Raw genomic sequence first — 23,362 nt, forward strand, 5'->3', positions numbered from 1 at the left:
CGCGTGGATGCGGCGGACATCGAGAAGGACCTGACCAAGATCCATTACACCGAGGACCAGATCCAGGCGAAGCTGCGGGAGCTGGCCGGCCGGATCGAGCGGGACTACGAGGGCAAGGACCTGCTCCTCGTCGGCGTCCTGCGCGGCGCGGTGATGGTGATGGCCGACCTGGCCCGGTCGTTCAACCGGCACGTGGAGATGGACTGGATGGCCATCTCGTCGTACGGGTCGGGCACCAAGTCGTCCGGCGTGGTCCGGATCCAGAAGGACCTGGACACCGACATCACCAACCGGCACGTGCTGATCGTCGAGGACATCATCGACACCGGGCTGACGCTGAGCTGGCTGGTCAGCAACCTGGAGTCCCGCAAACCCGCCTCGCTGGAGCTGTGCACCGCGTTCGTGAAGCCGGACGCGGCCAAGATGGCGGTCCCGGTGAAGTACGTCGGCCTGGAGCTGCCGGACGAGTTCGTCGTCGGGTACGGGCTCGACTACGCAGAGAAGTACCGGAACCTGCGCTGCGTCGCGACGCTCGCCCCGCACGTCTACTCCTGACTGCGCTAATACCTTCCCCACCCCACCACCCCGGTCTGGCCCGCAAGGCAGACTTGGTGACAGCCTGTACAACAGGTCGTACCGTCCTTTGGTGACCCTCGTGCTGTGTTGTCTTGTGCGGCACGAGACACTTGGACTGGTGTTACCGTCTCAAGCCCGCATACCCGGGCCTGCCGAGCTAGGAGGGACGGGGCGTAGGCCTCGATCATGGACGTGAAGCGCATCTTCCGCGGACCCCTGTTCTGGATCGTCGTCGCCTTCCTGGGCGTACTGGTGATCGGACAGCTCCTGACCGGCTCGACCGGGTACAAGACCGAGCCGACCGGTCAGGTCGTGCAGCTGATCCAGCAGGCCACCAGCTCGTCGGACAAGACGATCAAGTCGGTCACGCTGATCGACCCCGACCAGGAGATCCGGGTCGAGAAGACCGACGGCACCAAGGTCCGGGCGCACTGGGTCGACGGCCAGGCCAACACCCTCGGCCAGGCGGTGCAGAAGCTCTACGACGACAAGAAGATCGAGCGGTACGACGTCGAGAACCCGAAGCCGAGCTTCATCGGCCAGGTGTTCTCCACCCTGATCCCGTTCCTGCTGATCGCGGTCGTCTTCATCTTCTTGATGAACTCCATGCAGGGCGGCGGCTCCCGGGTGATGAGCTTCGCCAAGTCCAAGGCCAAGCTGATCACCAAGGACACCCCGAAGACCACCTTCGCGGACGTGGCCGGCTGTGACGAGGCGATCGAGGAGCTCGGCGAGATCAAGGAGTTCCTCCAGGAGCCGGGCAAGTTCCAGGCGGTCGGCGCGAAGATCCCGAAGGGCGTGCTGCTCTACGGCCAGCCCGGTACCGGCAAGACGCTGCTGGCCCGCGCGGTGGCCGGTGAGGCCGGGGTGCCGTTCTACTCGATCTCCGGCTCGGACTTCGTCGAGATGTTCGTCGGTGTCGGCGCCTCCCGGGTCCGCGACCTGTTCGAGCAGGCCAAGACGAACGCGCCGGCGATCGTGTTCATCGACGAGATCGACGCCGTCGGCCGGCACCGCGGCGCGGGCCTCGGCGGTGGCCACGACGAGCGTGAGCAGACCCTGAACCAGCTGCTGGTCGAGATGGACGGCTTCGACGTCCGCGGCGGTGTGATCCTGATCGCGGCCACCAACCGGCCCGACGTGCTCGACCCGGCGCTGCTGCGGCCCGGCCGGTTCGACCGGCAGATCGCCGTCGACGCGCCGGACCTGCCCGGTCGCGAGCAGATCCTGAAGGTGCACGCCCGCGGCAAGCCGATGGCGCAGGACGTGGACCTGACCGCCGTCGCCCGCCGTACCCCGGGCTTCACCGGCGCCGACCTGGCCAACGTGCTGAACGAGGCGGCCCTGCTGACCGCCCGCTCGAACATGCAGGTGATCGACAACAAGGCCCTGGACGAGGCGATCGACCGCGTCATCGCCGGCCCGCAGCGCCGGACCCGGCTGATGTCGGACAAGGAGAAGGTGCTGACGGCGTACCACGAGGGCGGGCACGCCCTGGTCGCCGCCGCGCTGCCGCACTCCGACCCGGTCCAGAAGGTGACGATCCTGCCGCGGGGCCGGGCGCTCGGCTACACGATGGTGATGCCGGACGAGGACAAGTACTCGACCACCCGGTCCGAGATGCTGGACAAGCTGGCCTACATGCTCGGTGGCCGCGCGGCCGAGGAGATGGTCTTCCACGACCCGACCACCGGCGCCAGCAACGACATCGAGAAGGCGACCGCGCTGGCCCGCGCAATGGTCACGCAGTACGGCATGACCGAGCGGCTCGGCGCGATCAAGTTCGGCCAGGACAGCAGCGAGCCGTTCCTGGGCCGGGACCTGGGCAGCCAGCGGAACTACTCCGAGGAGATCGCCGCTGCGGTCGACGAGGAGGTCGGCAAGCTGATCCTGAACGCGCACCAGGAGGCCTTCGACATCCTCGCCGAGAACCGGGCGGTCCTGGACCACCTGGTCGAGGAGCTGCTGGAGAAGGAGACCCTGGACAAGAACGAGATCGCCCGGGTCTTCGCGCCGGTGGTGAAGCGGGAGCGGCGGCCGGCCTGGACCGGTTCGTCCACCCGGGTCCCGTCGGACCAGCCGCCGGTGATGCCGGTGCCGAGCCGCGCCGAGCAGAACGGCTCGCTCTCCGACGTCCTGCCGGGCGGCGCCGTCGGCCCCGACGAGGCCGTCAAGCCCCCGAACTACGGCAGCGGCCCGACCCCGCCGTCGCCGAAGGACTGATACTGGCGCGAACGCCGCCACCCACACGGGTGGCGGCGTTCGCGTTTCTGCTGTCTACAGTGGCGGGATGACGTCGCCGAAGTTCGACCATGCGCGGGCGGAGCGGGCCGTGCGGGAGCTGCTGATCGCGATCGGGGAGGATCCGGACCGCGAGGGTCTGCAGGACACCCCGGCCCGGGTGGCACGCTCGTACGCCGAGATGACGGGCGGACTGGGGCAGCGGGCCGAGGACGTGCTCACCACCACGTTCGACATCGGCCACGACGAGATGGTCCTGGTGAAGGACATCGAGGTCTGGAGCCTCTGCGAGCACCACCTGGTGCCGTTCACCGGGGTCGCGCACGTCGGCTACATCCCGAGCCGGGAGGGCCGCATCACCGGCCTGTCGAAGCTGGCCCGGCTGGTCGACGTGTACGCCAAGCGCCCGCAGGTGCAGGAACGCCTGACCACCCAGGTCGCCGACTCGCTGCTCGACCTGCTCGAGCCGCGCGGCGTGATCGTGGTGATCGAGTGCGAGCACCTCTGCATGACCATGCGCGGCGTCCGCAAACCCGGCGCCAAGACCATCACCTCCGCCGTCCGCGGCCAGCTCCGCAACCCGGTCACCCGCGCCGAGGCGATGAGCCTGATCGTCGGCTGACCGTAGCCCCGAAGGTCCTCGTTCGTTGGGGTTTGAGAGCTGATGTCTGTGGACATTCTGTCGCTGAGCGTTTACTTTCCGTAGTGGTGCTCGGTCGACCGGGATCGGGCACCGGCGTGAGGAGGACAGGATGTCAGGGCGTTACCGGGTCGGCGCCGCACTTGCCGGAGCCGTCGTACTGACGGCGGCTGGGCTGGTCGCGGCGAACTGGGCCAACGCCGAGTCCCGCGGTGATCGGCAGACCGCACAGGCGGGCCCGGTCGACCAGGTGACGGGCCAGTCGCCGCTGCTCGCGGAGACGGTGGAGACGCAGCTCGGGTCCGAGGCCGTCGGGAGCTACTACGACGACGCCGGTGAGCTCGTGGTCGCAGTGTCCGATCTCGCGACCGCCCAGCTGGTCCGCGACGCCGGCGCGATCCCGAAGCTCGTCCGCTTCACCTCCGACCAGCTGAACGCCGTACAGGGCGAGCTGAACCGGCTGGCCAGCAGCTCCAGCGCCGGCAAGGTCCGGTCCTGGTACGTCGATCCCATCTCGGGGACCGTGGTCGTCAGCGTGCCGAAGGGCGCGCACGACCTGATCACCGAGCGGTTCCTCGAGCGGGCCAAGGCGAACGGCGACCAGGTGACGATCCGGTCCGTCACCGGCCAGGTGACGACGACCGCCGACGACTTCGGGCTGCGTGGCGGTGTCCAGGTGGACAAGAACACCGGGTACGTCTGCTCGCTCGGCTTCAACGCCCGGACCACCAAGGGCACCCGGATCTTCCTGACCGCGGGGCACTGCACGGCCGGCAAGCCGTCGTTCTCCCGGAACGGGTACGTGCTCGGCAACACCCGGACGTCGAGCTTCCCGGGCAACGACTTCGGCACGGTCAGCGTGATCGAGGGCTGGGACCAGCAGGGGTACGTCGAGGGCTGGGGAGCCGGGAGCGTCGCGGTCAAGGGGATCGGGAACGCCACCATCGGCTCGACGCTGTGCAAGTCGGGCAAGAGCACCGGCTGGACCTGCGGCCGGATCGTCGCGCGCAACGTGACCGTGAACTACGGGAACAACAAGGTCGTCCGCGGGCTGTTCCAGCACACCGCGTGCACCGAGGGCGGCGACTCCGGCGGGGCGAACATGACCGGCAGCTACGCCCAGGGCATCTCCAGCGGCGCCGCGCTGATCAACGGCCAGTGCCTGGAGAAGCACGGCCAGACCAACGAGTCCTACGCGCAACCGATCGCGGAAGCCTTGAAGGCCACCCAGTCCAGATTGGTTCTCAGTAACTGATCCGGGTGGCTCCCCGTGTGTCGGTGGGGGCTACTAGTGTGTGTGGGTGGGAACTGAGCCGTGGGTTGACGTCGACGGGCTGCCGAAGCTGAACCGGTGCCTGGTGATGGGCGTGGTCAACGTGACCCCGGACTCGTTCTCCGACGGCGGCGAGTGGTACGAGCCGGCGGCCGCCATCAAGCACGGGCGCGAGTTGCTGGCCGAGGGCGCCGACCTGCTGGACGTGGGCGGGGAGTCGACCCGTCCCGGCGCCGCGCGACCGGCCCCGGAGGAGGAGATCCGCCGGGTGCTCCCGGTGATCGAGACGCTCGCGGCCGAAGGCGCCCTGGTCTCGGTCGACACGATGCGCGCCAACGTGGCCGAGCTCGCGCTCGACGCCGGCGCGGTGATGATCAACGACGTGTCCGGCGGCCAGGCCGATCCGGACATGCTCCCGCTGGTGGCCGAACGCCGTACGCCCTATGTCTGCATGCACTGGCGCGGGCACTCGATCGACATGCAGAACAAGGCCGAGTACGACGACGTGGTCGCCGAGGTGATCGCGGAGCTCGCCGAGCGGATCGACGTGATGCGCCGGGCCGGCCTCGACCTGAACCGGGTCGCCCTCGACCCCGGGCTCGGTTTTGCGAAGAACGCGGACCACAACTGGGAGATTCTTCGCCGGCTGCGGGAATTCGCTGTACTGGGTAGACCGTTGCTGATCGGTGCGTCCCGGAAGACGTTCCTCGGTAGGCTGCTCGCCGACGAGCAGACCGGTGAACCCAGACCGGCCGTACGACGAGACGACGCGAGCGCGGCTGTATCCGCCCTGGCCGCCGCAGCGGGAGCCTGGTGTGTCCGGGCCCACGCGGTGGCGCCCAGCGCGGACGCGGTCCGGGTGGCGAAGAGATGGGGAACGGTATGACGGACGGAACCGGCGGCGGTCCGCGGCACGGCACCAACGGTGAGGGTGCGCGCGGCGCCACGGTGGAGGACGTCGTGCTGACTGCCAACACCGCGTTCTACAACGCGTTCGAGGCCGGTGACCTGGATCTGATGGCGGCGGTGTGGCTGCCGGAGCCGGACCCGGTCTGCATCCACCCGGGCAACGCGGCCATCTCCGGGTACTCGGAGATGATGCGGGCCTGGGCGATGATCTTCGCGAACACGCCGTACATCCAGTTCTTCCTGACCGACGTCCAGGTCCGGGTGGATGAAGACGTGGCATACGTCACGTGTACGGAGAATGTCCTGTCGTCCGGGGAGGGAGCCCCCGAGGAGGGGTTCGCCGGGGGCAAGGCACTGGCCACCAACGTCTTCCGCAGAACTTCCTCCGGCTGGCGGTTGTGGATCCACCATGCCTCCCCGGTACTGTCGTCGTCTGGGGGCCGACAGGAGGAGGCGGAATGAGCGGTCCCGTGACACCTCCTGCCGACGTGATTGAGATCCGTGGCATCCGGGGTTTCGGACGGCACGGAGTCTTCGAGCACGAGCGGGCCGACGGGCAGGAGTTCGTCGTGGACGTCCGGCTGGAGCTGGACACCAGGCCTGCGGCGGCTTCCGACGACCTGGCCGACACCGTGAACTACGGGGTGGTGGCCGAGCAGGTGCACAAGGCGATCGAGAGTGACCCGGTGGACCTGATCGAGACCCTCGCCCAGCGCATCGCGGACCTGTGCCTCGCCGACCGGCGGGTGACGGCGACCGCGGTGACGATCCACAAACCTTCGGCGCCGATCACGGTGCCGTTCGACGACGTTGTCCTGACCGTGCAGCGCAGAGCCGGAGAATCCTCGTGACTGAGACCCCTAGTCCCCACGTCATCGACGCGGACACCCTGAGCGGTGGCCTGAAGCCGATCCGCCAGGTGATCCTGTCGCTCGGCAGCAACCTCGGCGACCGGGAAGCGAACCTGCAGGGCGCAGTCGATGCGCTGCGGGACACCCCGGACGTCGTGGTGGTCGAGGTCTCCCCGGTCTACGAGACCCAGCCGATCGGCGGGCCGGACGAGTCCGGCCCGTACCTGAACATCGTGCTGCTCGCCGACAGCACGCTGCCGGTCGAGATGCTGTTGGACCGCGCGCACGCGATCGAGCAGGCGTTCGGCCGCGAGCGCAGCGTGCCGGGCGCGCCGCGGACGCTGGACGTCGACCTGATCACCTACGGCCAGAAGACGATCGAGTCCGAGGAGCTGACCGTGCCGCACCCGCGGGCGCACGAGCGCGCGTTCGTGCTGGCGCCGTGGCTCGACATCGAGCCGGACGCGGTGCTGCCCGGCCGCGGCCCGGTGGCCGAGCTGCTCGCCAAGGTCGGCTCCGAAGGCGTGACCAAGCTCGACATCGAGCTGCAGTAGTGGTGTCCGGCGGTCCCGAGTCCGGCCGGGCGCCGGAGAACGGGCCCGGCAAGGAGCCGCCGCGCCCGGGCTCGGTCCGGCCGACCTCGCGCCGGCTGCTGGTCGCGATCGCCGTCCTCGGGGCGGCGATCGGGCTGACCATGGTCCAGGCGATCGAGTCCGGCGGCGGCGTGGCGCCGTCGGTGTCGTGGCTGACGCTGGTGGCCTGGGCGTTCCTGGCGGCGCTGCTGTTCGCCGCAGCCCGCAACACCCACCAGCGGATCCAGGTACGGCGGGAACGGGTCGAGCCGTCCCGCGCGGTATTCCTGCTGCTCATCGGCAAGGCCAGCGCGTTCGTCGGCGCGTTGTGCACCGGTGTTTACGCAGGGTTCGCGTTATCCTTCCTGGAAGCGGTGAGCTCCTCAGGACCTCGTAACCGTGTGATCATGGCCGGTGCCGCGGCCGTGATCTCAGTGCTGGTCGTCACGGCCGGATTGTTGCTCGAACGCGCGTGTCGTATTCCCGAGGACCCGGACGACACCCCCTAACATGGCGACCCATGGGCTCAAGGGGTAACCGCCGTCGTACCAGGGCCACAGTTCTCGCCGTCTCCAACTCGCTGCTGGTGGTCGTCTGCGTGGGTGTCTCGATCGCCCTGTTCTCGCAGAACCAGTGGATCCTGCGGGCGGCCGCCGTCGTCGCCGTCCTGGTCGCGGTCGGCGCCTCACTGCTGGTCCGCCACCAGCTCCTGGTCGAACGCCTGGCCCACTCCGAGGAACGGGCCCAGGTGGCCCAGGAGTACTCCCGGATCACCAGTGCCCGGGTGGTCGAGAACGCCGAGTTCGTCGACCTGATGCAGCGCCGGCTGGACAAGATCGACGAGCGGCTGGACAAGATCGACCAGGAGGTCGCCACGGTCGTTGCCGCCGGCGACAAACACTCCCAGGCCGACGCCCCGACCGTGGTCGACCTCAAGCTGCGAGGTCTGGCCGCTTCCTGACGGCTCGCCCATACTGCGGTGTGGGGGTGATGTCCATGGGGCTGGACGCGAACTATCCGGCCGTGACGATGAACGACCCGAACGGGCACGTCACGGTCTACGACCAGGACCATTTCCCGATCGGCCGGCTCGGGCCCACGCCGTACGAGTCGCCGTCGGTGAACGTGACCTGCCTGCGGAAGGCGTGGAACGAGGCGTACTGGTACCGGTTGCTCAATCCGGACGGCTGGGACTACCCGGCGTCGGCTGCCTACGTGGCGGCCGACGAGACCCACGAGCTGAACCCGGGCCAGCCGTACCCGATCCCCGAGTGCCGCACCGGCGGCTGCCGGCGCAAGGCCGGCCAGGCCGCGGCCGCGGGGGTGCTGGCGGCCGGTGTCTTCACGGCCGTGCGGTCCTGGCGACGCAGATCGGACGCGCCCGACACGGCTTGAGGAGGTCGCGTAGGTTCTGACCTGTGGATATCTCCGAACTGCTGAAGGTCGCCGAGGCCGCCGTCGACGAGGGCCGGAAGGTCACCGACACCCGGCCGCCGGGCGAGCTGACGTCCAAGGGCGACCGGGACATGGCCTCCGAGGTGGACTTCGCGGTCGAGCGTGCGGTCCGGGCCTTCCTGGAGCGGGAGACGCCCGGCATCGGGGTGCTGGGCGAGGAGGAGGGCGGCGCGACCGGCGGCACCCGGTGGGTGCTGGACCCGATCGACGGGACGGTGAACTTCGTCCACGGGGCGCCACTCTGGGGCATCTCGCTCGGCCTGATCCACGAGGGCCGGGCGGTCGCCGGCGTCATCGACCACCCGGCGCTCCGGACCAGGTACGCCGCCGCCGAAGGACACGGCGCGACCTGCAACGGGACGCCGATCCGGGGCAGCGAGTGCACCCGGCTGACGGACGCGTTGGTTGCCGTGGGCGACTTCGCCGTCGGCCCGGACGCGGCCGCGCAGAACGCCGAGCGGCTGGCGCTGACCCAGCTGCTGTACCCGCGGGTGCAGCGGATCCGGATGATCGGTACGGCGGCCACCGCGCTGACCTGGGTCGCGGCCGGTCACTTCGACGCGATGGTGATGTTCTCCAACAAGCCCTGGGACACGATGGCCGGCGTGGCGATCGCCCGCGAGGCGGGTGTCGTCGTCCTGGATCTGGACGGCTCGGACCACACCCCGGAGTCGCGCGGCACCTTCGCCGTCGCGGCCGGCATCCGCGAGCCGATCCTGGAGCTGATCACCCAGGCGACGGCCTGACTACTTGTCGATGTCCCCGACCACGAAGAACATGCTGCCGAGGATGGCGATCATGTCGGGGATGACGGTGCCGGGCAGCAGCGCGGGCAGCGCCGAGATGTTGTTGAAGCTCGCCGAGCGCAGCTTGAGCCGCCAGGGTGTCTTGTCGCCGCGGGACACCAGGTAGTAGCCGTTGATGCCGAGCGGGTTCTCGGTCCAGGCGTAGGTGTGGCCTTCGGGGACCTTGAGGATCTTCGGCAGCCGCACGTTCACCGGGCCGGCGGGCAGCGCCGACAGCTTGTCGATGCAGGCGTCGACCAGGTCCAGTGACACCTTGACCTGCTCGAGCAGCACCCAGAACCGCGAGAAGCAGTCGCCGTCCGACCGGGTGACGACCCGGAGCACACCGTCGCGCAGCAACTCGTCGTACCCGAGGTAGGGCTCGTCGCGGCGGAGGTCGGCATCGACGCCGGCGGCGCGGGCGATCGGGCCGGAGACGCCGTACTGGGCGACCAGCTCGGGGGAGAGCCGGCCGACGCCGACGGTCCGGGCGCGGAAGATCTCGTTGCCCATGACAATGTCCTCGATGTCCGGCAGCCGCTTGCGGACCGCGGCCGAGGCGGCGGAGGCGCGGCCGAGCCAGCCGTAGGGCAGGTCCTCCTTGAGGCCGCCGACCCGGTTGAACATGTAGTGCATCCGGCCGCCGGACAGCTCCTCCATCACCGCCTGGAGCGTCTCGCGCTCGCGGAACGCGTAGAAGACCGGGGTGATCGCGCCGAGCTCGAGCGGGTAGGAGCCGAGGAACATCAGGTGGTTGAGGATCCGGTTCAGCTCGGCCAGCAGGGTGCGCAGCCAGACCGCGCGGACTGGGACCTCCAGGCCCATCATCCGCTCGACCGCGAGCACCACCCCGAGCTCGTTGCTGAACGCGGACAGCCAGTCGTGCCGGTTCGCCAGCACGATGATCTGCCGGTAGTCGCGGACCTCGAACAGCTTCTCCGCGCCGCGGTGCATGTAGCCGACGATCGGCTCGCAGCCGACGATCCGCTCACCGTCCAGGGTCAGCCGCAGCCGCAGCACGCCGTGCGTCGCCGGGTGCTGCGGGCCGATGTTGAGCACCATGTCCGTGGTCGCCAGCTCCGAGCCGGTCCCGGTCCCGCCCCGCTCGTACGCAGGGTCGAACCCGGCGGCTCCGGCACCGATACCCACCACTCGTTCCGTACTCATGACCACTATCGTGACAGGCTTGGACCGTGGATGACCTCTTCGCACCCTCGGATGTCAGCTGGACGCCGGTCTCGCCGAAGCTGGCGTCGGTCCGGCGGGTGAACGCGGCGATCACGTTCGGTGTGCTCGGGCTGGTGGCTCTGCTGGTCCTGGGGATGACGCTGGGCTGGTGGTACGGCGTCCTGGCGCTGGCCATGTGCGCGGGCGGGTTCGGCTGGGCGTGGGTGCTGGTCGGGCGGAACCAGCGATCCTGGAAGTACGCCGAGCGCGAGGACGAGCTGCTGGTCAGCCACGGGATCCTGTTCCGCGAGCTGGTCGTGGTGCCGTACGGCCGGATGCAGTTCGTGGACGTGACGGCCGGGCCGCTGGAGCGGGCGTTCGGGATCGCGACGGTCGAGCTGCACACCGCGACCCCGGCGACCGACGCGAAGATCCCCGGGCTGCACCCGGACGAGGCGAGCCGCCTGCGTGACCGCCTCTCCGCCCTCGGCCAGGCCCAGGCGTGGGGCCTGTGACCGAGCAGCCGCAGCCTGTGCAGGCGCCATCCGTGCAGCCGCCGCCGGAGCCGTCCGGAGCGCGGCTGCACCCGCTGACGCCGTTCGTGAAGGGCTGGGGGTACTTCGTCGTCGCGGCGATCGCGATGGTGAACAACGAGAGCCTGCGCAGCAACCTGACCCTCGCCGGGATCGGGCTGGCGGTGGTGCTGGTCGGCGGCATCCTGCTCGGCGCGCTGTCGTGGTGGTTCACCAAGTGGCAGCTGACCGACGAGGCGATCCGGGTGGACAGCGGGTTCCTGTTCCGCCGGACCCGGATCATCCGGTTCGACCGGATCCAGGCGATCGACGTCGCGCAGCCGTTCGTCGCCCGCCTGTTCGGGATGGCCGAGCTGCGGATGGACGTGGCCGGCGGCGGCAAGAGCGACGGCAAGCTCAGCTACTTCACGTTCGACGAGGCCGTGAAGCTGCGGACCATCCTGCTGGTCCGGGCCAAGGGCGAGCAGGCCGTCGAGCACTCGGCGCACCAGCCCGAGCCGGAACCGATCCTGACTGTCCCGACGAACCGCCTGCTCGGTGCGACCCTGCTGTCCTCGACAGTCATCGCCAGCGCCGGTGGTCTGGTCTGGTTGATCGTCGCCACCACCGTGCTCGAGTTCCACATCGGTCTGTTCGCCGGCCTGCCGCTGCTGCTCGGTGTCGTGCAGCCGATCTGGAAGCAGGTCGTCGGCAACCACGGCTTCACGCTGTCGGAGAGCCACGACGGGCTGCGGACCAAGCGTGGCCTGTTCGACGTCCAGCGGCAGACCGTGCCGCCAGGCCGTGTGCAGGGTCTGCTGATCACCGAGCCGATCATCTGGCGGCTGCTGGGCTGGGCCCGAGTGGAGTTGGACATCGCCGGCGTCGCAGGCAACCCCGCCGAGGGCGAGGACGACCACGAGGGCGCCCAACTGCTGCCGGTCGGCGACCGGGGCGAAGTGGCCTTCGTGCTCGCCCGCATCCTGCCCGGCCTAGACCTGTCCCAGATCCAGATGCACCAGGCGCCGGAGCGGGCCAAGTGGCTGCGTCCGGTCGGCTGGCGTTACCTCGCGTACGGCTTCGACGGCCAGGTGCTCGTGACCACGCGCGGCTGGGTGAGCCGCCGTACGTCGATCGTGCTGCACCACAAGACCCAGTCGGTGCGGCTCGAGCAGGGGCCGTTGCAGCGCCGGCTGGGCCTGGCCAACGTGCACGTGGACACACCACTCGGACCGACCGATGCGATCGCTCTGCACCGCGACCAGTTCGAGGCTGCGCAGCTCCTCGAGGCTCAGGCGGACAGGGCTCGCGAGGCTCGCCGTACGGTGCCTTCACCGATCGCTGTCCAGACCCACCCGAACCCGCCGAGCCCGGACGGGTCCAGCAGCTCCGCCGCCTCACCAGCCGACGACAGTTCGGCCACGTAGCGCAGTGGGTCCGTCTGAGCCAGCGCGAGGCTCGGACGGGCCGCACTCACGCCCAGCGCCCGCAACGCGTCCCGTTGCAGGACAAGCGATCCGCCTAGCGAGTCCAGTGCGACATGCGCTGTTACATCACAGGAGCCATCCAGCACCGGGTCGCACTCGCGTCCGTCCCGATAGCCCGTGACCGTCCCGTACGGCGGTCGCCCTGCCCGCTCGTGCCCGTAGTCGATCGCGACCGCCATCCCGCCCTCGGCAAGCCGCTCGACCACCGAGGCCCACGCCAGGTCGCGAGCCCGGCCGATCTCCGCCCGGTCGCCAGGCTCTTGCAGCGGCCACCACTCCTCGAGCCACTGCAGATCGTTGCCCGAGACAACCGCACCCAAGGACAGGTCGGCCAGCAGATAGCGCGGTACGCCGTCCTCGTCCAGCTCGGCGAGCTCACACGGCACGTTGTCCAGCCACTCGTTCGCGACAGCCAACCCGGTGATGGATGCCGGCAGCTCGTCGTCCAGCTCCACCTCGACCACCGTCAAGCCCTCGGACCGCAGTACCTGGCCCAGCTCACCCGACCCCGAGCCGATGTCGACGACCTCCGACGCCCCGACGGCACGAGCCAGCCGCGCCAGCGCCTGGCCGAACAGCGCCGACGCATGCACAGAGGTCCGGAAGTGCGCAGCCGGCCGCTCCCGGCGGTAGAACCCGTCAGGCCCGTACAGCGCCTTCTCCCAGCCCTCCCGGAAGCTGGTCACAACGGGACCGCGCCGAACTGCCGCCAGACGCTGTCATCGCCTTCCCGCCACAGTCCGACCTCGGTCAGCCGGGCAGTGGGCGCAGGTGCGGCAGCCAGCGCTTCCGTCGCCTCGGCGACCACGTCCGGCCCGCCCTGGGCGGCCGACGAGATGGTGAGGTGCGGATGCGGGTCCGGAAACTCACCGCCGTACGGCGGACACTCCGGGAATGCCTCGAACACCGCCAGCAGCAGCGCACGCACGGTGACGTGCGGTGGGATCAGCTCGGTCAGCGGGACGTGTGGTCGTGCCGTCGAGTGCGACACCGAGCGCCACCGGTCGGTGAAGTCCGCCAACTCGGGCACTGTGATCAGAATCGCGGACAATCCAGTCTTCGCAGCCCATGCATCACTCACCACCGCATGCTCTCATCGCCTAGGCTGAAAGCTGGATCGTCTGGTACCCCGCAGTGGGACTGGAACGAAGAGAGTGAGTATGGAACGGATCGGCTTGATCGGAGCCGGCCGGGCCGGAACCGCCCTGGGAGCAGCCTTGGCGGCTGCCGGGCATCCCCTGGTCGGTGTCACCGCTCGGTCCGGCGCGTCACGCGAACGCGCCGCCCGGCTTCTTCCCCATGTACCGGTGCTGACCGCCGGCGAGGTCGCGACCCGCGCCGACGTCGTGCTGGTCGCCGTACCCGACGACGTGATCGAGGACGTCGTCGAGCAACTGCCGCTGACCAGCAGCCAGTACGTCGTACACCTGTCCGGAGCGCACGGCCTGAAGCCGTTGCGAGGGTCTGACGCGATCCCAGTGGCGTTGCACCCCGCGATGACGTTCTCCGGTGGTCCGGTGCGGCTGGCGGACGTCATGTTCACGGCGACGGCACCGGACCAGGCCAGAGAGCTGGTCGAGCGGCTGGTGAAGGCGCTCGGGGCGCAGGTGCAGTGGGTGGCCGACGAGCAGCGCGCGCACTACCACGCCGGCCTCGTGCACGGCGCGAATCACCTGACAACGCTGGTCACGCAGGCCCTCGCCGTACTGCGGGAGGCCGGTGTGCAGGATCCGGCCGCGACACTCCGGCCACTGGTGACCGCAACTCTCGACAACACGCTGCGATCCGGTCATCATGCGCTCACCGGGCCGATCGCCCGGGGCGATGTCGACACGGTGGCGGCGCATCTGGCCGGGCTCCAGGACCGGACGGCGAGCACGTACGCCGAGCTGGCCCGGGCGACGGTGGAGCTGGCCGCGGCGGACGGACGGTTGGACCCGGACACCGCGGCACGGTTCCAAAAGGTGCTGAACGGGGAACCAGGCGAGCGGTATCGGACAGGGGAGGCACCGCGATGAGACTCACCCAGACGAAGGCCGAGCTGCGGGCGGCGGCCGCGATCCGGCCCCGGGCGGTCGTGATGACGATGGGCGCCCTGCACGAAGGTCATGCGGCCCTGCTCGCCGAGGCCCGGGAGCGGGTCGGCCCGGACGGCAGCGTCGTCCTGACCATCTTCGTGAACCCGTTGCAGTTCGGACCGTCCGAGGACTTCGACCGCTATCCGCGCACCCTGGCCAGCGACCTCGCGATCGCCAAAAACGAGGGCGTCGACCTGGTGTTCAACCCGTCCCGCGACGAGCTGTACCCGAACGAGCCGTCGATCACCGTGCACCCGGGTCCGCTGGCCGACGAGCTCGAGGGCGTGTTCCGGCCGGGCCACTTCTCCGGCGTGCTGACCGTGGTGGCGAAGCTGCTGCACCTGACCGCGCCCGACCTGGCGTTGTTCGGCGAGAAGGACTACCAGCAGCTCACGCTGATCCGCGAGATGGCGTGCGACCTGGACTGGGACGTCGACATCGTGCCGGTGCCGACCGTCCGGGAGGCCGACGGTCTCGCGATGTCCTCACGCAACCGGTACCTGGACGAGACCGAGCGTGACGAGGCGCTGGTGCTGTACCGGGCGCTCACCGCCGGAGCCAAGGCGGGGATGAACGGCCCGGACGCCGTGATGGCCGCGGCGCAGGCGGAGCTGGAGGCGGTTCCGTCGGTGAAGATCGACTATCTCGCGCTGCGGGCGCCGGATCTCGGTCCGGTGATCGGTCCCGGCGAGGCCCGAATGCTGATCGCCGCCCGAGTAGGAACGACCCGTCTCATTGACAACATTTCCATCACGCTCAGATGAAATCGATTGATACCGTCGCGGGATGACGGAACTGATGCCACGCTTCCGGCGCGGCGGGTCACGGGGCTTTGACTCCCGGCCTTCCCTCGTCCCTCCAGTCGCTTCGCTCCCTGCGCTCCTCAGTCCAGGCCGGGAGGCCCCGTGACCGGTCCCGCTGTCCCGCAACGGCTGGCCGCGCCTGAACCCGGCTGGACCGACACCGTCGACGTGGTGGTGATCGGATCCGGTATCGCCGGGCTGACCGCTGCCCTCAAGGCCCGTGAGCTCGGCTCGGTGCTGGTGGTGACGAAGGACGTCGTCGCCTCCGGCTCGACCCAGTGGGCCCAGGGCGGGATCGCCGCCGCCCTCAGCCCGGAGGACTCGCCCGAGGAGCACCTCCAGGACACGCTGGTCGCGGGCGCCGGCCTGTGCGACCCGGACGCCGTACGGGCGCTGGTCACCGAAGGGCCGGACGCCGTACGGGACCTGATCGACCTGGGCGCGCGGTTCGACACCGTCGACGGCGATCTCTCGCTGACGCGGGAAGGCGGGCACCACCGCAACCGGATCGCGCACGCCGGCGGGGACGCGACCGGCGCGGAGATCGAGCGGGCACTGGTCGCCGCGGTCAAGCGCGCCGACGACATCCGGCTGGTCGAGCACGCGCTCGTCATCGACCTGCAGACCGCCGCGGACGGCGCCGTCGCCGGCGTCACCCTGCACGTGATGGGCGAGGGCCAACTGGACGGCGTCGGCGCGATCCGCAGCCGGGTGGTGATCCTCGCCTCCGGCGGGATCGGTCAGTTGTACGCCGCCACCACCAACCCGAGTGTGTCGACGGGTGACGGCATGGCGCTGGCTCTGCGGGCCGGGGCGAAGGTGCGCGACCTGGAGTTCGTGCAGTTCCACCCGACCGTGCTGTGGCTGGGCAAGAGCGCGAAAGGCCAGCAGCCGTTGGTGTCCGAGGCGGTCCGGGGCGAGGGCGCGTTCCTGGTCGACCACGAGGGCAACCGGTTCATGCAGGGCCAGCACGAGCTGGCCGACCTGGCGCCGCGCGACATCGTGGCGAAGGCGATCATGCGCCAGATGCTTGCCACCGGCAAGGATCACGTGTACCTCGACGCCCGGCACTTCGGCGACGAGAAGTGGCGGGTCCGGTTCCCCACCATCCTGGCGTCCTGCCGTTCGCACGGTATCGACCCGGTCCGCGAGCTGATCCCGGTCGCGCCCGCCTGCCACTACTCGTCCGGCGGCGTGTGGACCGACCTGCACGGCCAGACGTCCGTGCCCGGGCTGTTCGCCTGCGGCGAGGTCGCCTGCACCGGTGTGCACGGCGCCAATCGCCTCGCGTCGAACTCGCTGCTCGAAGGGCTCGTCTTCGCGCGCCGCATCGCCGCGCACCTCGCGGATGGTCTGCCCGAGCTCCGCGAGCCGGCCGTGGACACCCGCGTCCCCGGTCTGGTCGACGCGGACGTCGTACCGGAGGTGCAGCGGGTGATGACGGTCGGCTCCGGTGTGATCCGCAGCGCGGCCGGGCTGGCCGAGGCAGGGGCGGCGCTCGGCAAGCTGATCGAGCAGCCGGCCGGTGAGCCGGGTACGCCGGGATGGGAGGCGACCAACCTGGTCACGGTCGCGTCCGCGCTGATCGCAGCCGCCACCGAGCGTGAGGAGAGCCGCGGCTCGCACTGGCGCGAGGACCACCCGGATCGCGACGACCGCAACTGGTCGGGCAATCTGGACCTCACCCTGCCGGCCGAGGACGGCCAGGCAGTTCCGCGTACGACGTTTGTACCGCACGAAACCGAGGAGAATGACCGGCATGGATGACACTGTCGACCGGCAATGGGTCGGTGACCTCGTGCGGGCCACGATCGAGGAGGACCTGGCCGGTGGGGTGGACGTCACCACCACGGCCACGGTCGACGCGGACCAGGTCTCGGTCGCCGAGCTCATCGCCCGGACCGACGGGGTGGTCGCGGGCCTGGAGATCGCCGAGCTGGTGGTCCGGCTGGTGGCCGCACCGGACGAGGTCGAGCTCGAGTACTCGGTGACCGACGGCGCCCGTGTCACCAAGGGTGACGTGCTGATGACGATCCGCGGCAAGACCCGGCAGTTGCTGACCGCCGAGCGGACCATGCTGAACCTGCTGTGCCACCTCTCCGGCGTGGCCACGCTGACCCGTCGCTGGGTGGACGCGGTCGAGGGCACCGGCGCGGTCATCCGCGACACCCGCAAGACGATGCCGCTGATGCGGTCGCTGGAGAAGTACGCCGTCCGCTGCGGCGGCGGCAAGAACCACAGGATGGGCCTGTCCGACGCGGCGCTGATCAAGGACAACCACGTGATCGCGGCCGGCGGCGTAGCCGAGGCGTTCCGCCTGGTCCGCAAGGCGTACCCGGACCTCGCGGTCGAGGTCGAGGTGGACTCGGTCGAGGACGCCCTGATCGCGGTCGAGTCCGGCGCCGAGCTGATCCTGCTGGACAACATGGACATCCCGCTGCTGCGCGAAGCCGTCGAGAAGGTGGCCGGCCGGGCGAAGCTCGAGGCCTCCGGCGGGCTGACCCTCGACCGTGCCCGGGACGTGGCGGAGACCGGTGTCGACTACCTCGCGGTCGGCGCCCTGACGCACTCCGCGCCGGTGCTGGACATCGCGCTGGACCTCCAGGAGTCGTGATGCTGCTAGCCGTCGCCGTCGAGAACACCCGGACCCTGGTGGGGCTGGTCTTCGAGGGCACGGTCAAGCGGCACTGGTGGGTCGGCACCGATCCCCGTCGTACGGCGGACGAGTGGGCCGTGCTGCTGCAGGGCCTGCTGACCGGTGAGTCGCCGGTGTCCGGGATCGCGGTGTGCTCCGCCGTACCGCACGTGCTGCACGAGTTGCGCGACGTGGTCGGGCGGTACTACCGCGACGTACCGAGTGTGGTCGTCGAGCCCGGTGTGAAGACCGGGCTGCCGGTGCTGGTCGACAACCCGCGGGAGGTCGGCACCGACCGGATCGCCAACGCCCTCGCGGCCGTGCATCTGTACGGCGCTCCCTGCCTCGTCGTCGACGTCGGCACGGCGATCACCATCGACGTGGTCACCGAGTCCGGCGCCTTCGTCGGCGGAGTGATTGCCCCCGGCATCGAAACCGCGACCGACGCGCTCGGCATCGCCGCCGCGCAGCTCCGTCGGGTCGAGCTGGTCCGGCCGCGTTCGGTGGTCGCGAAGAACACCGTCGAGGCCTTGCAGTCCGGAGCGATCCACGGCTTCGCTGCGCTGGTCGACGGTCTGGTCACCCGGATCCGCGCGGAGCAGTCGCTCTCCGCGGAGACCCCGGTGGTGCTGACCGGTGCGCTCGCTCCGCTGATTGCCGAGCAACTGACGACGCCGGTTCGCAACGAACCGCTACTGACACTGCACGGTCTGTACCGGGCATTTGCCCGCAACAACTAGTAATTGCCCCATCGGGCAGAACCCCCTTGTGTGAAGGTATGGCCTGGATCACTATGAGGTGAACGACTTCCGGGGTGGGGGGAAAGCATGAAGTCTGTTTATCGTGTCTTGGCCGGTCTGATCGCGATCGGCGTGGTGGTCCAGGCGATGTCGGTCGCACTCGGTTGGTTCACGGCCATCAAGGACCTGGACGACGGCGCCGTCATCGACAAGAACACCGAGTTCAACTTCGGTCAGAGCATGCACGGCCTGATCGGGATGATGGTCATTCCGGCGCTCGCGCTGCTGTTGCTGATCGTGTCCTTCTTCGCGCGCGTGGCCGGCGGCGTCAAGTGGGCCCTGATCGTGGTCGGCCTGGTCGCGTTGCAAATCGCGCTGGCGTTCCTGGCCTTCTTCAGCGCGCCCGCGATCGGAGCGCTGCACGGTCTGAACGCGTTCGCGCTGCTGTGGGCCGCGGCTGTGGCCGCCCGGAGGGCCGCCAGTGCACCGGCCGCCGCGGCGGAGGCGCCGGCCGAGACCACCGAGGCGACCAGGTAGATGCCGTCAGCAACTGACTTGCGCGTGGCCGCGGGCTGATGGCCTGGCGGCCACGTCGCCGTACTGCGATCGCGGTGCTGGCGACGATCGTCGTGCTGGCGCCGATCGCGTGGTTCTGGCAGCGCAGCCTGGTGCCCGGCGACCTGTCCCCGATGGAGATGGGGTTCGCCGACTACGGCGGTGGGCCGGCGACGCACGCCCACCACGGCCAGGACGTCAGCACGCTCAAAGGACCGACCGGTCCGGCCGACGTGGTCGTGGACCTCGTCGCGCGCCAGGAGCGGTTCGACATCCCCGGCCGCGGCCCGATGGACGGGATCACGCTGAACCACACGTCCCCGGGTCCTGAGATCGTCGCGAAACAAGGCGATCTGATCCAGGTGACGCTACAGAACGAGTCCGTGCCCGACGGGATCACGCTGCACTGGCACGGCGTCGACGTACCGGCGGCGGAGGACGGTGTCGCCGGGGTCACGCAGGACGCGGTGCAGCAGGGGCAGTCGCATGTGTACCGGTTCGTCGCCAAGGACGTCGGCACGTACTGGTACCACTCCCATCAGGTGTCCCACGAGCAGGTGAAGAAGGGCCTGTGGGGCGTGCTGATCGTCGAACCGACCGCCGCCGACGTAGTCGCCGCGGTGCACACGTACGACAAGATCCGCACCGTCAACGGCGGGTACGGCGAACGCCGGGTCGCTGCTCCTGGATCGACGGTCCGGGTCCGCCTGATCAACACCGACAACGGACCCTGGGCAGCCTGGGTCGACGGAGCGCCGTACCGGGTGGTGGCGGTGGACGGGACCGAGGTGAACGCGCCTCCGGAGGTGAGCAACAAGTCGGTGCTCGTCACCGCGGGCGGCCGGGTCGACCTGCTGGTGACGATGCCGCCGGGGTCGGCGATCCGGATCGGGCTCGGCGGTGGTCCGACGTCACTGGTGATCGGTGCGGGCGACGCCCCGGCTGGCGCCGAGCCGCGGGAACGGGTCGACCTGTTGTCCTACGGCAAGCCGGGCCAGTTGAGCTTCGACCCGGCAAAGGCGACCCGGGTGTTCCGCTACGACATCGGCCGTCGGCCCGGGTTCCTGGACGGCCGCCCGGGACTGTGGTGGACGATCAACGGGCACCAGTTCCCGGATGTGCCGATGTTCATGGTGACGGAGGGCGACGTGGTCCGGATGACGATCAAGAACAATTCTGGCCAGGTCCACCCGATGCACCTGCACGGCCACCACGTGGTCGTCCTGAGCCGGGACGGGGTGGCCGCAACCGGCAGCCCGTGGTGGACCGACTCGCTGAACGTCGAGGACAACGAGTCCTACGAGGTGGCGTTCGTCGCGGACAATCCGGGGATCTGGATGGATCACTGCCACAACCTGCCGCACGCGGCGCAGGGCCTGGTCACGCACCTGATGTACAGCGGCGTGACGACCAAGTTCCGCCTCGGCGGCGCGGCGAGCAATCAGCCTGAGTGAGCCTGCTCGATCGGGCGGCCGACGGTGAGCGCCTTGCGGAGCGCCTCCGGCAGGGTGTTGAAGGCGGCGTCCGGCGGGGTGCCGGTCGCCTCCAGGGTCTTGGAGAAGAAGCACCGGGCGGCCGCGGCGACCGTGACGTCGAGGACATCGGCGTCGCTCAGGCCGACCGACCTCAGCTCGTCCACGTCCGCCTGGGTGACGGTGTCGGCGGCCAGCGCGACCTTGCGGCCGAACGCCATCACCGCGCGGTCGACCGGGTCGAGAGCCGGCTCCCCGACCAGCGCGGCGACCTCCTCGGACGTGTAGAACTTGTCGGCCAGGATCTGGCCGTGCGCGAGGCTGCAGTAGCTCGATTTCAGCGCGGTCGCCACGGCCAGCGTGACCAGTTCGTAGCGGCGCTGGTCCATGGACGCCTTGATCGCCCCGGTGAGCTGCTTCCAGGCGTCGTACACCGCGGGCCGGGCGGCGAAGGTCTTGACGAAGTTCGGTACGTGTCCCGCCGGTGCCCGGTTACTGTCGAAGAAACCCTGATCCGACGGCGAGTCGATGTATGCCATGCCGGTTCCCCCCTCCGTGGCACTCTCACGGTAAAGGCGGCATACCGATCCGGCAACGGCGCTGCGGGATGGGTACCGGGTACTGGGTATGGTTCACCCGGGTCGGTTGTGAGGCAGCTGAATCGAGGTGGTCGGGGTGCGGCGGACGTTCGGGCGTGCCCTCGCCGTGATGCTGGTGGCGCTGCTCGGCGCCACGGCGTTGACTGCCTGTCAGTCGGATCCGATGCCGACCGACGTCGCGGTGGCCTGGGCCGGTGACGGCCGGACCGCGGTCCAGGTGAGCTGGAAGGACAACAACGCGCCGAACCGGATCACCATCGAGGGTGTGCTCAGCAGCAGCCCGTCGTACGTGAAGTACATCCCGGCCGGCGACCCGAACACCTTCGACGTCCCGACCTCGGTCTTCCCGACGGACGGCAACTACCGGGTGGCGGTGGCCACCGGGACGTCGCAGGGCGGGGTGACCAGCAAGCTCGCGCGCTCGGAGGTGTTCGACACCGACGGCCCGGTTCGCCCTGGTGCGGCCAGCGCGACCCCGATCGGCCGGGGCGTGCTGATGACGTGGACGGTGCCTGCGGCGCCGCAGGACTTCACCCCGAACGACCCGCTGGACGTGAAGGGCCCGAAGACCCAGCGGTACGTGCCGATGATCGGGCGGCCGGGCGAGCTGATGCGTCCGATCGGCCCGGGGACGACGTCGACGCGGCAGTTGATCAAGAGCATCAAGCCGCCGTACCTGTTCCAGCTCCAGGCGCAGAACGAATGGAGCACCCGGCTCGGTGGCGAGGTGCTGGGCCTGACCAGCTCGATCAACGGAGTGGTGCCGGCGCTGGCCCAGTACAGCGTGCAGGTGCACCTCCGCGGTCGCGTCATCCTGCAGGAGACCGTCTGCCCGGCCGAGGCGCCGTGCGTCCAGCGACGGGCCACTCCGGCCGGCGTGCCGGTCGAGGTGCTGACCCAGGTCACTCCAGGGGCCCGGTGGACCCCGGCAGCCCGCGGCTCGACGACGGCCGGCGGGCACTACGACATCCCGATGGTCAACGGGCCGAGCCGGCCGTACAAGATCACCGTGCCGGGCTACACCCGCGTCGGCGTGCTGACGGGTCCGTCGAGCGACCGGCCGATGTACACCAAGAGCGTGGTCCGGGTCGCGACGGCCGGGTTCGTCGGCGGTCCGGCGAAGCGGCGCGGCGACAACGTGCTGGTCTACACCACGGTCACGCCGTCGATGAACACGACCGTGGTCCTGCAGTCCTGGAACCGGCAGACCCGCCGGTGGGTGAACCTGAAGGCGGTGGCGATGCGCAAGGGCCAGGCCTCGCTGCTGTTCAAGGCGTCCCAGGCGGGCTCGTTCTCGTACCGGTTCGTGATCCCCGGGGCGATGATGTTCGGGCGGCCGATGGGCGGGACCATCACGCCGCCGCTAGCCCTGAACGTCCGCTGACTCCGGCTCCAGCTCGGGTGCCTGCCGGCGGCGCAGCTTGTAGTAGGTGTACGCCGCGACACCGGCCAGCACCAGGACGACCAGGGCCCAGATCGACAGCTGGCCGAAGATCCTGTCCGCGTTGTCGCCGATGTTGTACGCGACGATCCCGATCGTGGTCGCCCAGGCGATCCCGCCGCCGGCGTTCGCGGCCAGGAACCGCGGGTAGGGCATCCGCAGCATCCCGGCCATCGGGCCGGCGAAGATCCGCAGCAGCGCGACGAACCGGCCGAAGAAGACGGTCCAGACGCCGTACCGCTCGAAGTACTTCTCGGCCCGTTCGATGCGGTCCTCGGAGAAGTGGTGGAACCGCCGGCCCAGCCGCTCGAACAGGCCGCGGCCGGCCTTGCGGCCGATGTAGTAGCCGACCGAGTCGCCGATGATCGCCCCGGCGGCGGCCGCGCCGATCACGAACTCGAGGCGCAGGTGACCCTGGGAGGCCAGCAGCGCCGCCGCGATCAGCGTGGTCTCACCCGGTAACGGCACCCCCATGCTCTCGACCCCGATGACCAGCCCCACGACCAGATAAGCGGCGATCGCCATCCCACCAACGGCAAGCCCGAGTTCCCCCATGCCCTCCATGGTGGCA

Annotated in this window: 26 protein-coding genes and 1 pseudogene; 22 read left to right on the top strand and 5 right to left on the bottom strand. The window is 69.8% G+C overall.

Going from position 1 to position 23,362, the window contains the following annotated elements; all coding sequences use genetic code 11:
* Nucleotides 1–3: 3 nt before the first annotated feature.
* The 12 genes from hpt to ACIBGM_RS11775 all read left to right on the top strand — a co-directional run bounded on the left by hpt (nucleotide 4) and on the right by ACIBGM_RS11775 (nucleotide 9,263).
* Nucleotides 4–555 carry a hypoxanthine phosphoribosyltransferase gene (gene hpt, locus ACIBGM_RS11720; protein ID WP_360517698.1) on the top strand — a complete coding sequence of 184 codons (552 nt, stop codon included), beginning with the start codon at nucleotides 4–6 and terminating at the stop codon, nucleotides 553–555.
* A gap of 207 nt (nucleotides 556–762) precedes the next feature.
* Nucleotides 763–2,799 carry an ATP-dependent zinc metalloprotease FtsH gene (ftsH, locus tag ACIBGM_RS11725; protein WP_360517694.1) on the top strand — a complete coding sequence of 679 codons (2,037 nt, stop codon included), beginning with the start codon at nucleotides 763–765 and terminating at the stop codon, nucleotides 2,797–2,799.
* A 67-nt stretch (nucleotides 2,800–2,866) separates the two neighbouring features.
* Complete coding sequence (gene folE, locus ACIBGM_RS11730; RefSeq protein WP_360517691.1) at nucleotides 2,867–3,439, top strand: GTP cyclohydrolase I FolE; 573 nt, start codon at nucleotides 2,867–2,869, stop codon at nucleotides 3,437–3,439.
* 130 nt (nucleotides 3,440–3,569) lie between these two features.
* The gene (locus tag ACIBGM_RS11735) at nucleotides 3,570–4,712 is read left to right on the top strand and encodes a S1 family peptidase (RefSeq protein ID WP_396385357.1); all 1,143 of its coding nucleotides are present in this window, start codon (nucleotides 3,570–3,572) and stop codon (nucleotides 4,710–4,712) included.
* 106 nt (nucleotides 4,713–4,818) lie between these two features.
* Entirely contained in the window at nucleotides 4,819–5,616 is a 798-nt protein-coding gene (gene folP, locus ACIBGM_RS11740; protein WP_396385396.1) for a dihydropteroate synthase, read from the top strand.
* A complete protein-coding gene (locus ACIBGM_RS11745) occupies nucleotides 5,613–6,101 on the top strand; it encodes a nuclear transport factor 2 family protein (protein ID WP_360517686.1) in 489 nt (162 codons plus the stop codon). The genes folP and ACIBGM_RS11745 overlap by 4 nt, the downstream gene beginning before the upstream one ends.
* Nucleotides 6,098–6,490, top strand: coding sequence for a dihydroneopterin aldolase (folB, locus tag ACIBGM_RS11750; protein WP_360517683.1), 393 nt, complete (start codon nucleotides 6,098–6,100; stop codon nucleotides 6,488–6,490). Before ACIBGM_RS11745 ends, folB begins: the two co-directional genes overlap by 4 nt.
* On the top strand, nucleotides 6,487–7,044 hold the full coding sequence (gene folK, locus ACIBGM_RS11755) for a 2-amino-4-hydroxy-6-hydroxymethyldihydropteridine diphosphokinase (protein WP_360517681.1): 558 nt from the start codon (nucleotides 6,487–6,489) through the stop codon (nucleotides 7,042–7,044). Before folB ends, folK begins: the two co-directional genes overlap by 4 nt.
* Nucleotides 7,045–7,046: 2 nt before the next feature.
* Entirely contained in the window at nucleotides 7,047–7,571 is a 525-nt protein-coding gene (locus tag ACIBGM_RS11760) for a DUF3180 domain-containing protein (protein WP_360517678.1), read from the top strand.
* Between the two features lie 11 nt (nucleotides 7,572–7,582).
* Nucleotides 7,583–8,023 (top strand): hypothetical protein, encoded by a 441-nt coding sequence (locus ACIBGM_RS11765; RefSeq protein ID WP_396385358.1) that lies wholly within the window; start codon nucleotides 7,583–7,585, stop codon nucleotides 8,021–8,023.
* A gap of 35 nt (nucleotides 8,024–8,058) precedes the next feature.
* Entirely contained in the window at nucleotides 8,059–8,457 is a 399-nt protein-coding gene (locus tag ACIBGM_RS11770; protein WP_360517672.1) for a hypothetical protein, read from the top strand.
* Nucleotides 8,458–8,480: 23 nt separating this feature from the next.
* Nucleotides 8,481–9,263, top strand: a complete 783-nt coding sequence (locus ACIBGM_RS11775; RefSeq protein ID WP_360517670.1) for an inositol monophosphatase family protein — start codon at nucleotides 8,481–8,483, stop codon at nucleotides 9,261–9,263.
* On the opposite strand, the gene ACIBGM_RS11780 is transcribed toward ACIBGM_RS11775, so the two are convergent.
* Nucleotides 9,264–10,469, bottom strand: coding sequence for an NADH-quinone oxidoreductase subunit D (locus ACIBGM_RS11780; protein WP_396385359.1), 1,206 nt, complete (start codon nucleotides 10,467–10,469; stop codon nucleotides 9,264–9,266).
* A gap of 26 nt (nucleotides 10,470–10,495) precedes the next feature.
* Here ACIBGM_RS11780 and ACIBGM_RS11785 point away from each other — a divergent pair, with 26 nt between their 5' ends.
* Nucleotides 10,496–10,984: a PH domain-containing protein gene (locus ACIBGM_RS11785; RefSeq protein WP_360517665.1), complete on the top strand. Its 489-nt coding sequence runs from the start codon at nucleotides 10,496–10,498 to the stop codon at nucleotides 10,982–10,984.
* Nucleotides 10,981–12,408, top strand: coding sequence for a PH domain-containing protein (locus ACIBGM_RS11790; protein WP_396385360.1), 1,428 nt, complete (start codon nucleotides 10,981–10,983; stop codon nucleotides 12,406–12,408). Before ACIBGM_RS11785 ends, ACIBGM_RS11790 begins: the two co-directional genes overlap by 4 nt.
* A gap of 107 nt (nucleotides 12,409–12,515) precedes the next feature.
* Here the strand turns inward: ACIBGM_RS11790 and ACIBGM_RS11795 are convergent.
* Nucleotides 12,516–13,154, bottom strand: a pseudogene (locus tag ACIBGM_RS11795) (SAM-dependent methyltransferase); the annotation flags it as partial.
* Nucleotides 13,151–13,549 (bottom strand): 2'-5' RNA ligase family protein, encoded by a 399-nt coding sequence (locus tag ACIBGM_RS11800; RefSeq protein ID WP_396385362.1) that lies wholly within the window; start codon nucleotides 13,547–13,549, stop codon nucleotides 13,151–13,153. The gene ACIBGM_RS11800 and the pseudogene ACIBGM_RS11795, both read right to left, overlap by 4 nt.
* Before the next feature lie 79 nt (nucleotides 13,550–13,628).
* Here ACIBGM_RS11800 and ACIBGM_RS11805 point away from each other — a divergent pair, with 79 nt between their 5' ends.
* The 7 genes from ACIBGM_RS11805 (at nucleotide 13,629) to ACIBGM_RS11835 (ending at nucleotide 20,733) form a co-directional block, all read left to right on the top strand.
* A complete protein-coding gene (locus ACIBGM_RS11805) occupies nucleotides 13,629–14,486 on the top strand; it encodes a Rossmann-like and DUF2520 domain-containing protein (protein WP_396385364.1) in 858 nt (285 codons plus the stop codon).
* The gene (panC, locus tag ACIBGM_RS11810; protein WP_360517653.1) at nucleotides 14,483–15,310 is read left to right on the top strand and encodes a pantoate--beta-alanine ligase; all 828 of its coding nucleotides are present in this window, start codon (nucleotides 14,483–14,485) and stop codon (nucleotides 15,308–15,310) included. The genes ACIBGM_RS11805 and panC overlap by 4 nt, the downstream gene beginning before the upstream one ends.
* 141 nt (nucleotides 15,311–15,451) lie before the next feature.
* Nucleotides 15,452–17,116, top strand: coding sequence for an L-aspartate oxidase (locus tag ACIBGM_RS11815; protein WP_396385366.1), 1,665 nt, complete (start codon nucleotides 15,452–15,454; stop codon nucleotides 17,114–17,116).
* The gene (gene nadC / locus ACIBGM_RS11820) at nucleotides 17,109–17,963 is read left to right on the top strand and encodes a carboxylating nicotinate-nucleotide diphosphorylase (protein WP_396385367.1); all 855 of its coding nucleotides are present in this window, start codon (nucleotides 17,109–17,111) and stop codon (nucleotides 17,961–17,963) included. Before ACIBGM_RS11815 ends, nadC begins: the two co-directional genes overlap by 8 nt.
* Complete coding sequence (locus tag ACIBGM_RS11825) at nucleotides 17,963–18,724, top strand: type III pantothenate kinase (RefSeq protein ID WP_360517644.1); 762 nt, start codon at nucleotides 17,963–17,965, stop codon at nucleotides 18,722–18,724. Before nadC ends, ACIBGM_RS11825 begins: the two co-directional genes overlap by 1 nt.
* A gap of 87 nt (nucleotides 18,725–18,811) precedes the next feature.
* Nucleotides 18,812–19,261 carry a hypothetical protein gene (locus ACIBGM_RS11830; RefSeq protein ID WP_360517641.1) on the top strand — a complete coding sequence of 150 codons (450 nt, stop codon included), beginning with the start codon at nucleotides 18,812–18,814 and terminating at the stop codon, nucleotides 19,259–19,261.
* Nucleotides 19,262–19,299: 38 nt separating this feature from the next.
* Nucleotides 19,300–20,733, top strand: a complete 1,434-nt coding sequence (locus ACIBGM_RS11835; RefSeq protein WP_396385368.1) for a multicopper oxidase family protein — start codon at nucleotides 19,300–19,302, stop codon at nucleotides 20,731–20,733.
* Here ACIBGM_RS11835 and ACIBGM_RS11840 read toward each other — a convergent pair.
* Nucleotides 20,721–21,290, bottom strand: a complete 570-nt coding sequence (locus tag ACIBGM_RS11840) for a carboxymuconolactone decarboxylase family protein (protein ID WP_396385370.1) — start codon at nucleotides 21,288–21,290, stop codon at nucleotides 20,721–20,723. The two genes, ACIBGM_RS11835 and ACIBGM_RS11840, sit on opposite strands and share 13 nt — an antisense overlap.
* 136 nt (nucleotides 21,291–21,426) lie before the next feature.
* Between ACIBGM_RS11840 and ACIBGM_RS11845 the strand changes: the two genes are divergently transcribed.
* Nucleotides 21,427–22,734, top strand: coding sequence for a hypothetical protein (locus ACIBGM_RS11845; protein WP_396385372.1), 1,308 nt, complete (start codon nucleotides 21,427–21,429; stop codon nucleotides 22,732–22,734).
* On the opposite strand, the gene ACIBGM_RS11850 is transcribed toward ACIBGM_RS11845, so the two are convergent.
* Entirely contained in the window at nucleotides 22,714–23,346 is a 633-nt protein-coding gene (locus ACIBGM_RS11850) for a DedA family protein (RefSeq protein WP_396385373.1), read from the bottom strand. The two genes, ACIBGM_RS11845 and ACIBGM_RS11850, sit on opposite strands and share 21 nt — an antisense overlap.
* Nucleotides 23,347–23,362 lie beyond the last annotated feature (16 nt).

It is taken from the genome of Kribbella sp. NPDC050470 (assembly GCF_044458365.1).
Classification (GTDB): Bacteria; Actinomycetota; Actinomycetes; order Propionibacteriales; family Kribbellaceae; genus Kribbella.

Excerpts from the sequence above, each read along its gene's own strand:
- ftsH (WP_360517694.1), top strand. The coding sequence starts at position 763 with ATGGACGTGAAGCGCATCTTCCGCGGACCCCTGTTCTGGATCGTCGTC.
- folE (WP_360517691.1), top strand. The coding sequence starts at position 2,867 with ATGACGTCGCCGAAGTTCGACCATGCGCGGGCGGAGCGGGCCGTGCGG.
- ACIBGM_RS11735 (WP_396385357.1), top strand. The coding sequence starts at position 3,570 with ATGTCAGGGCGTTACCGGGTCGGCGCCGCACTTGCCGGAGCCGTCGTA.
- folP (WP_396385396.1), top strand. The coding sequence starts at position 4,819 with ATGGGCGTGGTCAACGTGACCCCGGACTCGTTCTCCGACGGCGGCGAG.
- ACIBGM_RS11745 (WP_360517686.1), top strand. The coding sequence starts at position 5,613 with ATGACGGACGGAACCGGCGGCGGTCCGCGGCACGGCACCAACGGTGAG.
- folB (WP_360517683.1), top strand. The coding sequence starts at position 6,098 with ATGAGCGGTCCCGTGACACCTCCTGCCGACGTGATTGAGATCCGTGGC.
- ACIBGM_RS11765 (WP_396385358.1), top strand. The coding sequence starts at position 7,583 with ATGGGCTCAAGGGGTAACCGCCGTCGTACCAGGGCCACAGTTCTCGCC.
- ACIBGM_RS11770 (WP_360517672.1), top strand. The coding sequence starts at position 8,059 with ATGGGGCTGGACGCGAACTATCCGGCCGTGACGATGAACGACCCGAAC.
- ACIBGM_RS11780 (WP_396385359.1), bottom strand. The coding sequence starts at position 10,469 with ATGAGTACGGAACGAGTGGTGGGTATCGGTGCCGGAGCCGCCGGGTTC.
- ACIBGM_RS11805 (WP_396385364.1), top strand. The coding sequence starts at position 13,629 with ATGGAACGGATCGGCTTGATCGGAGCCGGCCGGGCCGGAACCGCCCTG.
- panC (WP_360517653.1), top strand. The coding sequence starts at position 14,483 with ATGAGACTCACCCAGACGAAGGCCGAGCTGCGGGCGGCGGCCGCGATC.
- nadC (WP_396385367.1), top strand. The coding sequence starts at position 17,109 with ATGGATGACACTGTCGACCGGCAATGGGTCGGTGACCTCGTGCGGGCC.
- ACIBGM_RS11825 (WP_360517644.1), top strand. The coding sequence starts at position 17,963 with ATGCTGCTAGCCGTCGCCGTCGAGAACACCCGGACCCTGGTGGGGCTG.
- ACIBGM_RS11830 (WP_360517641.1), top strand. The coding sequence starts at position 18,812 with ATGAAGTCTGTTTATCGTGTCTTGGCCGGTCTGATCGCGATCGGCGTG.
- ACIBGM_RS11835 (WP_396385368.1), top strand. The coding sequence starts at position 19,300 with ATGGCCTGGCGGCCACGTCGCCGTACTGCGATCGCGGTGCTGGCGACG.
- ACIBGM_RS11840 (WP_396385370.1), bottom strand. The coding sequence starts at position 21,290 with ATGGCATACATCGACTCGCCGTCGGATCAGGGTTTCTTCGACAGTAAC.
- ACIBGM_RS11850 (WP_396385373.1), bottom strand. The coding sequence starts at position 23,346 with ATGGGGGAACTCGGGCTTGCCGTTGGTGGGATGGCGATCGCCGCTTAT.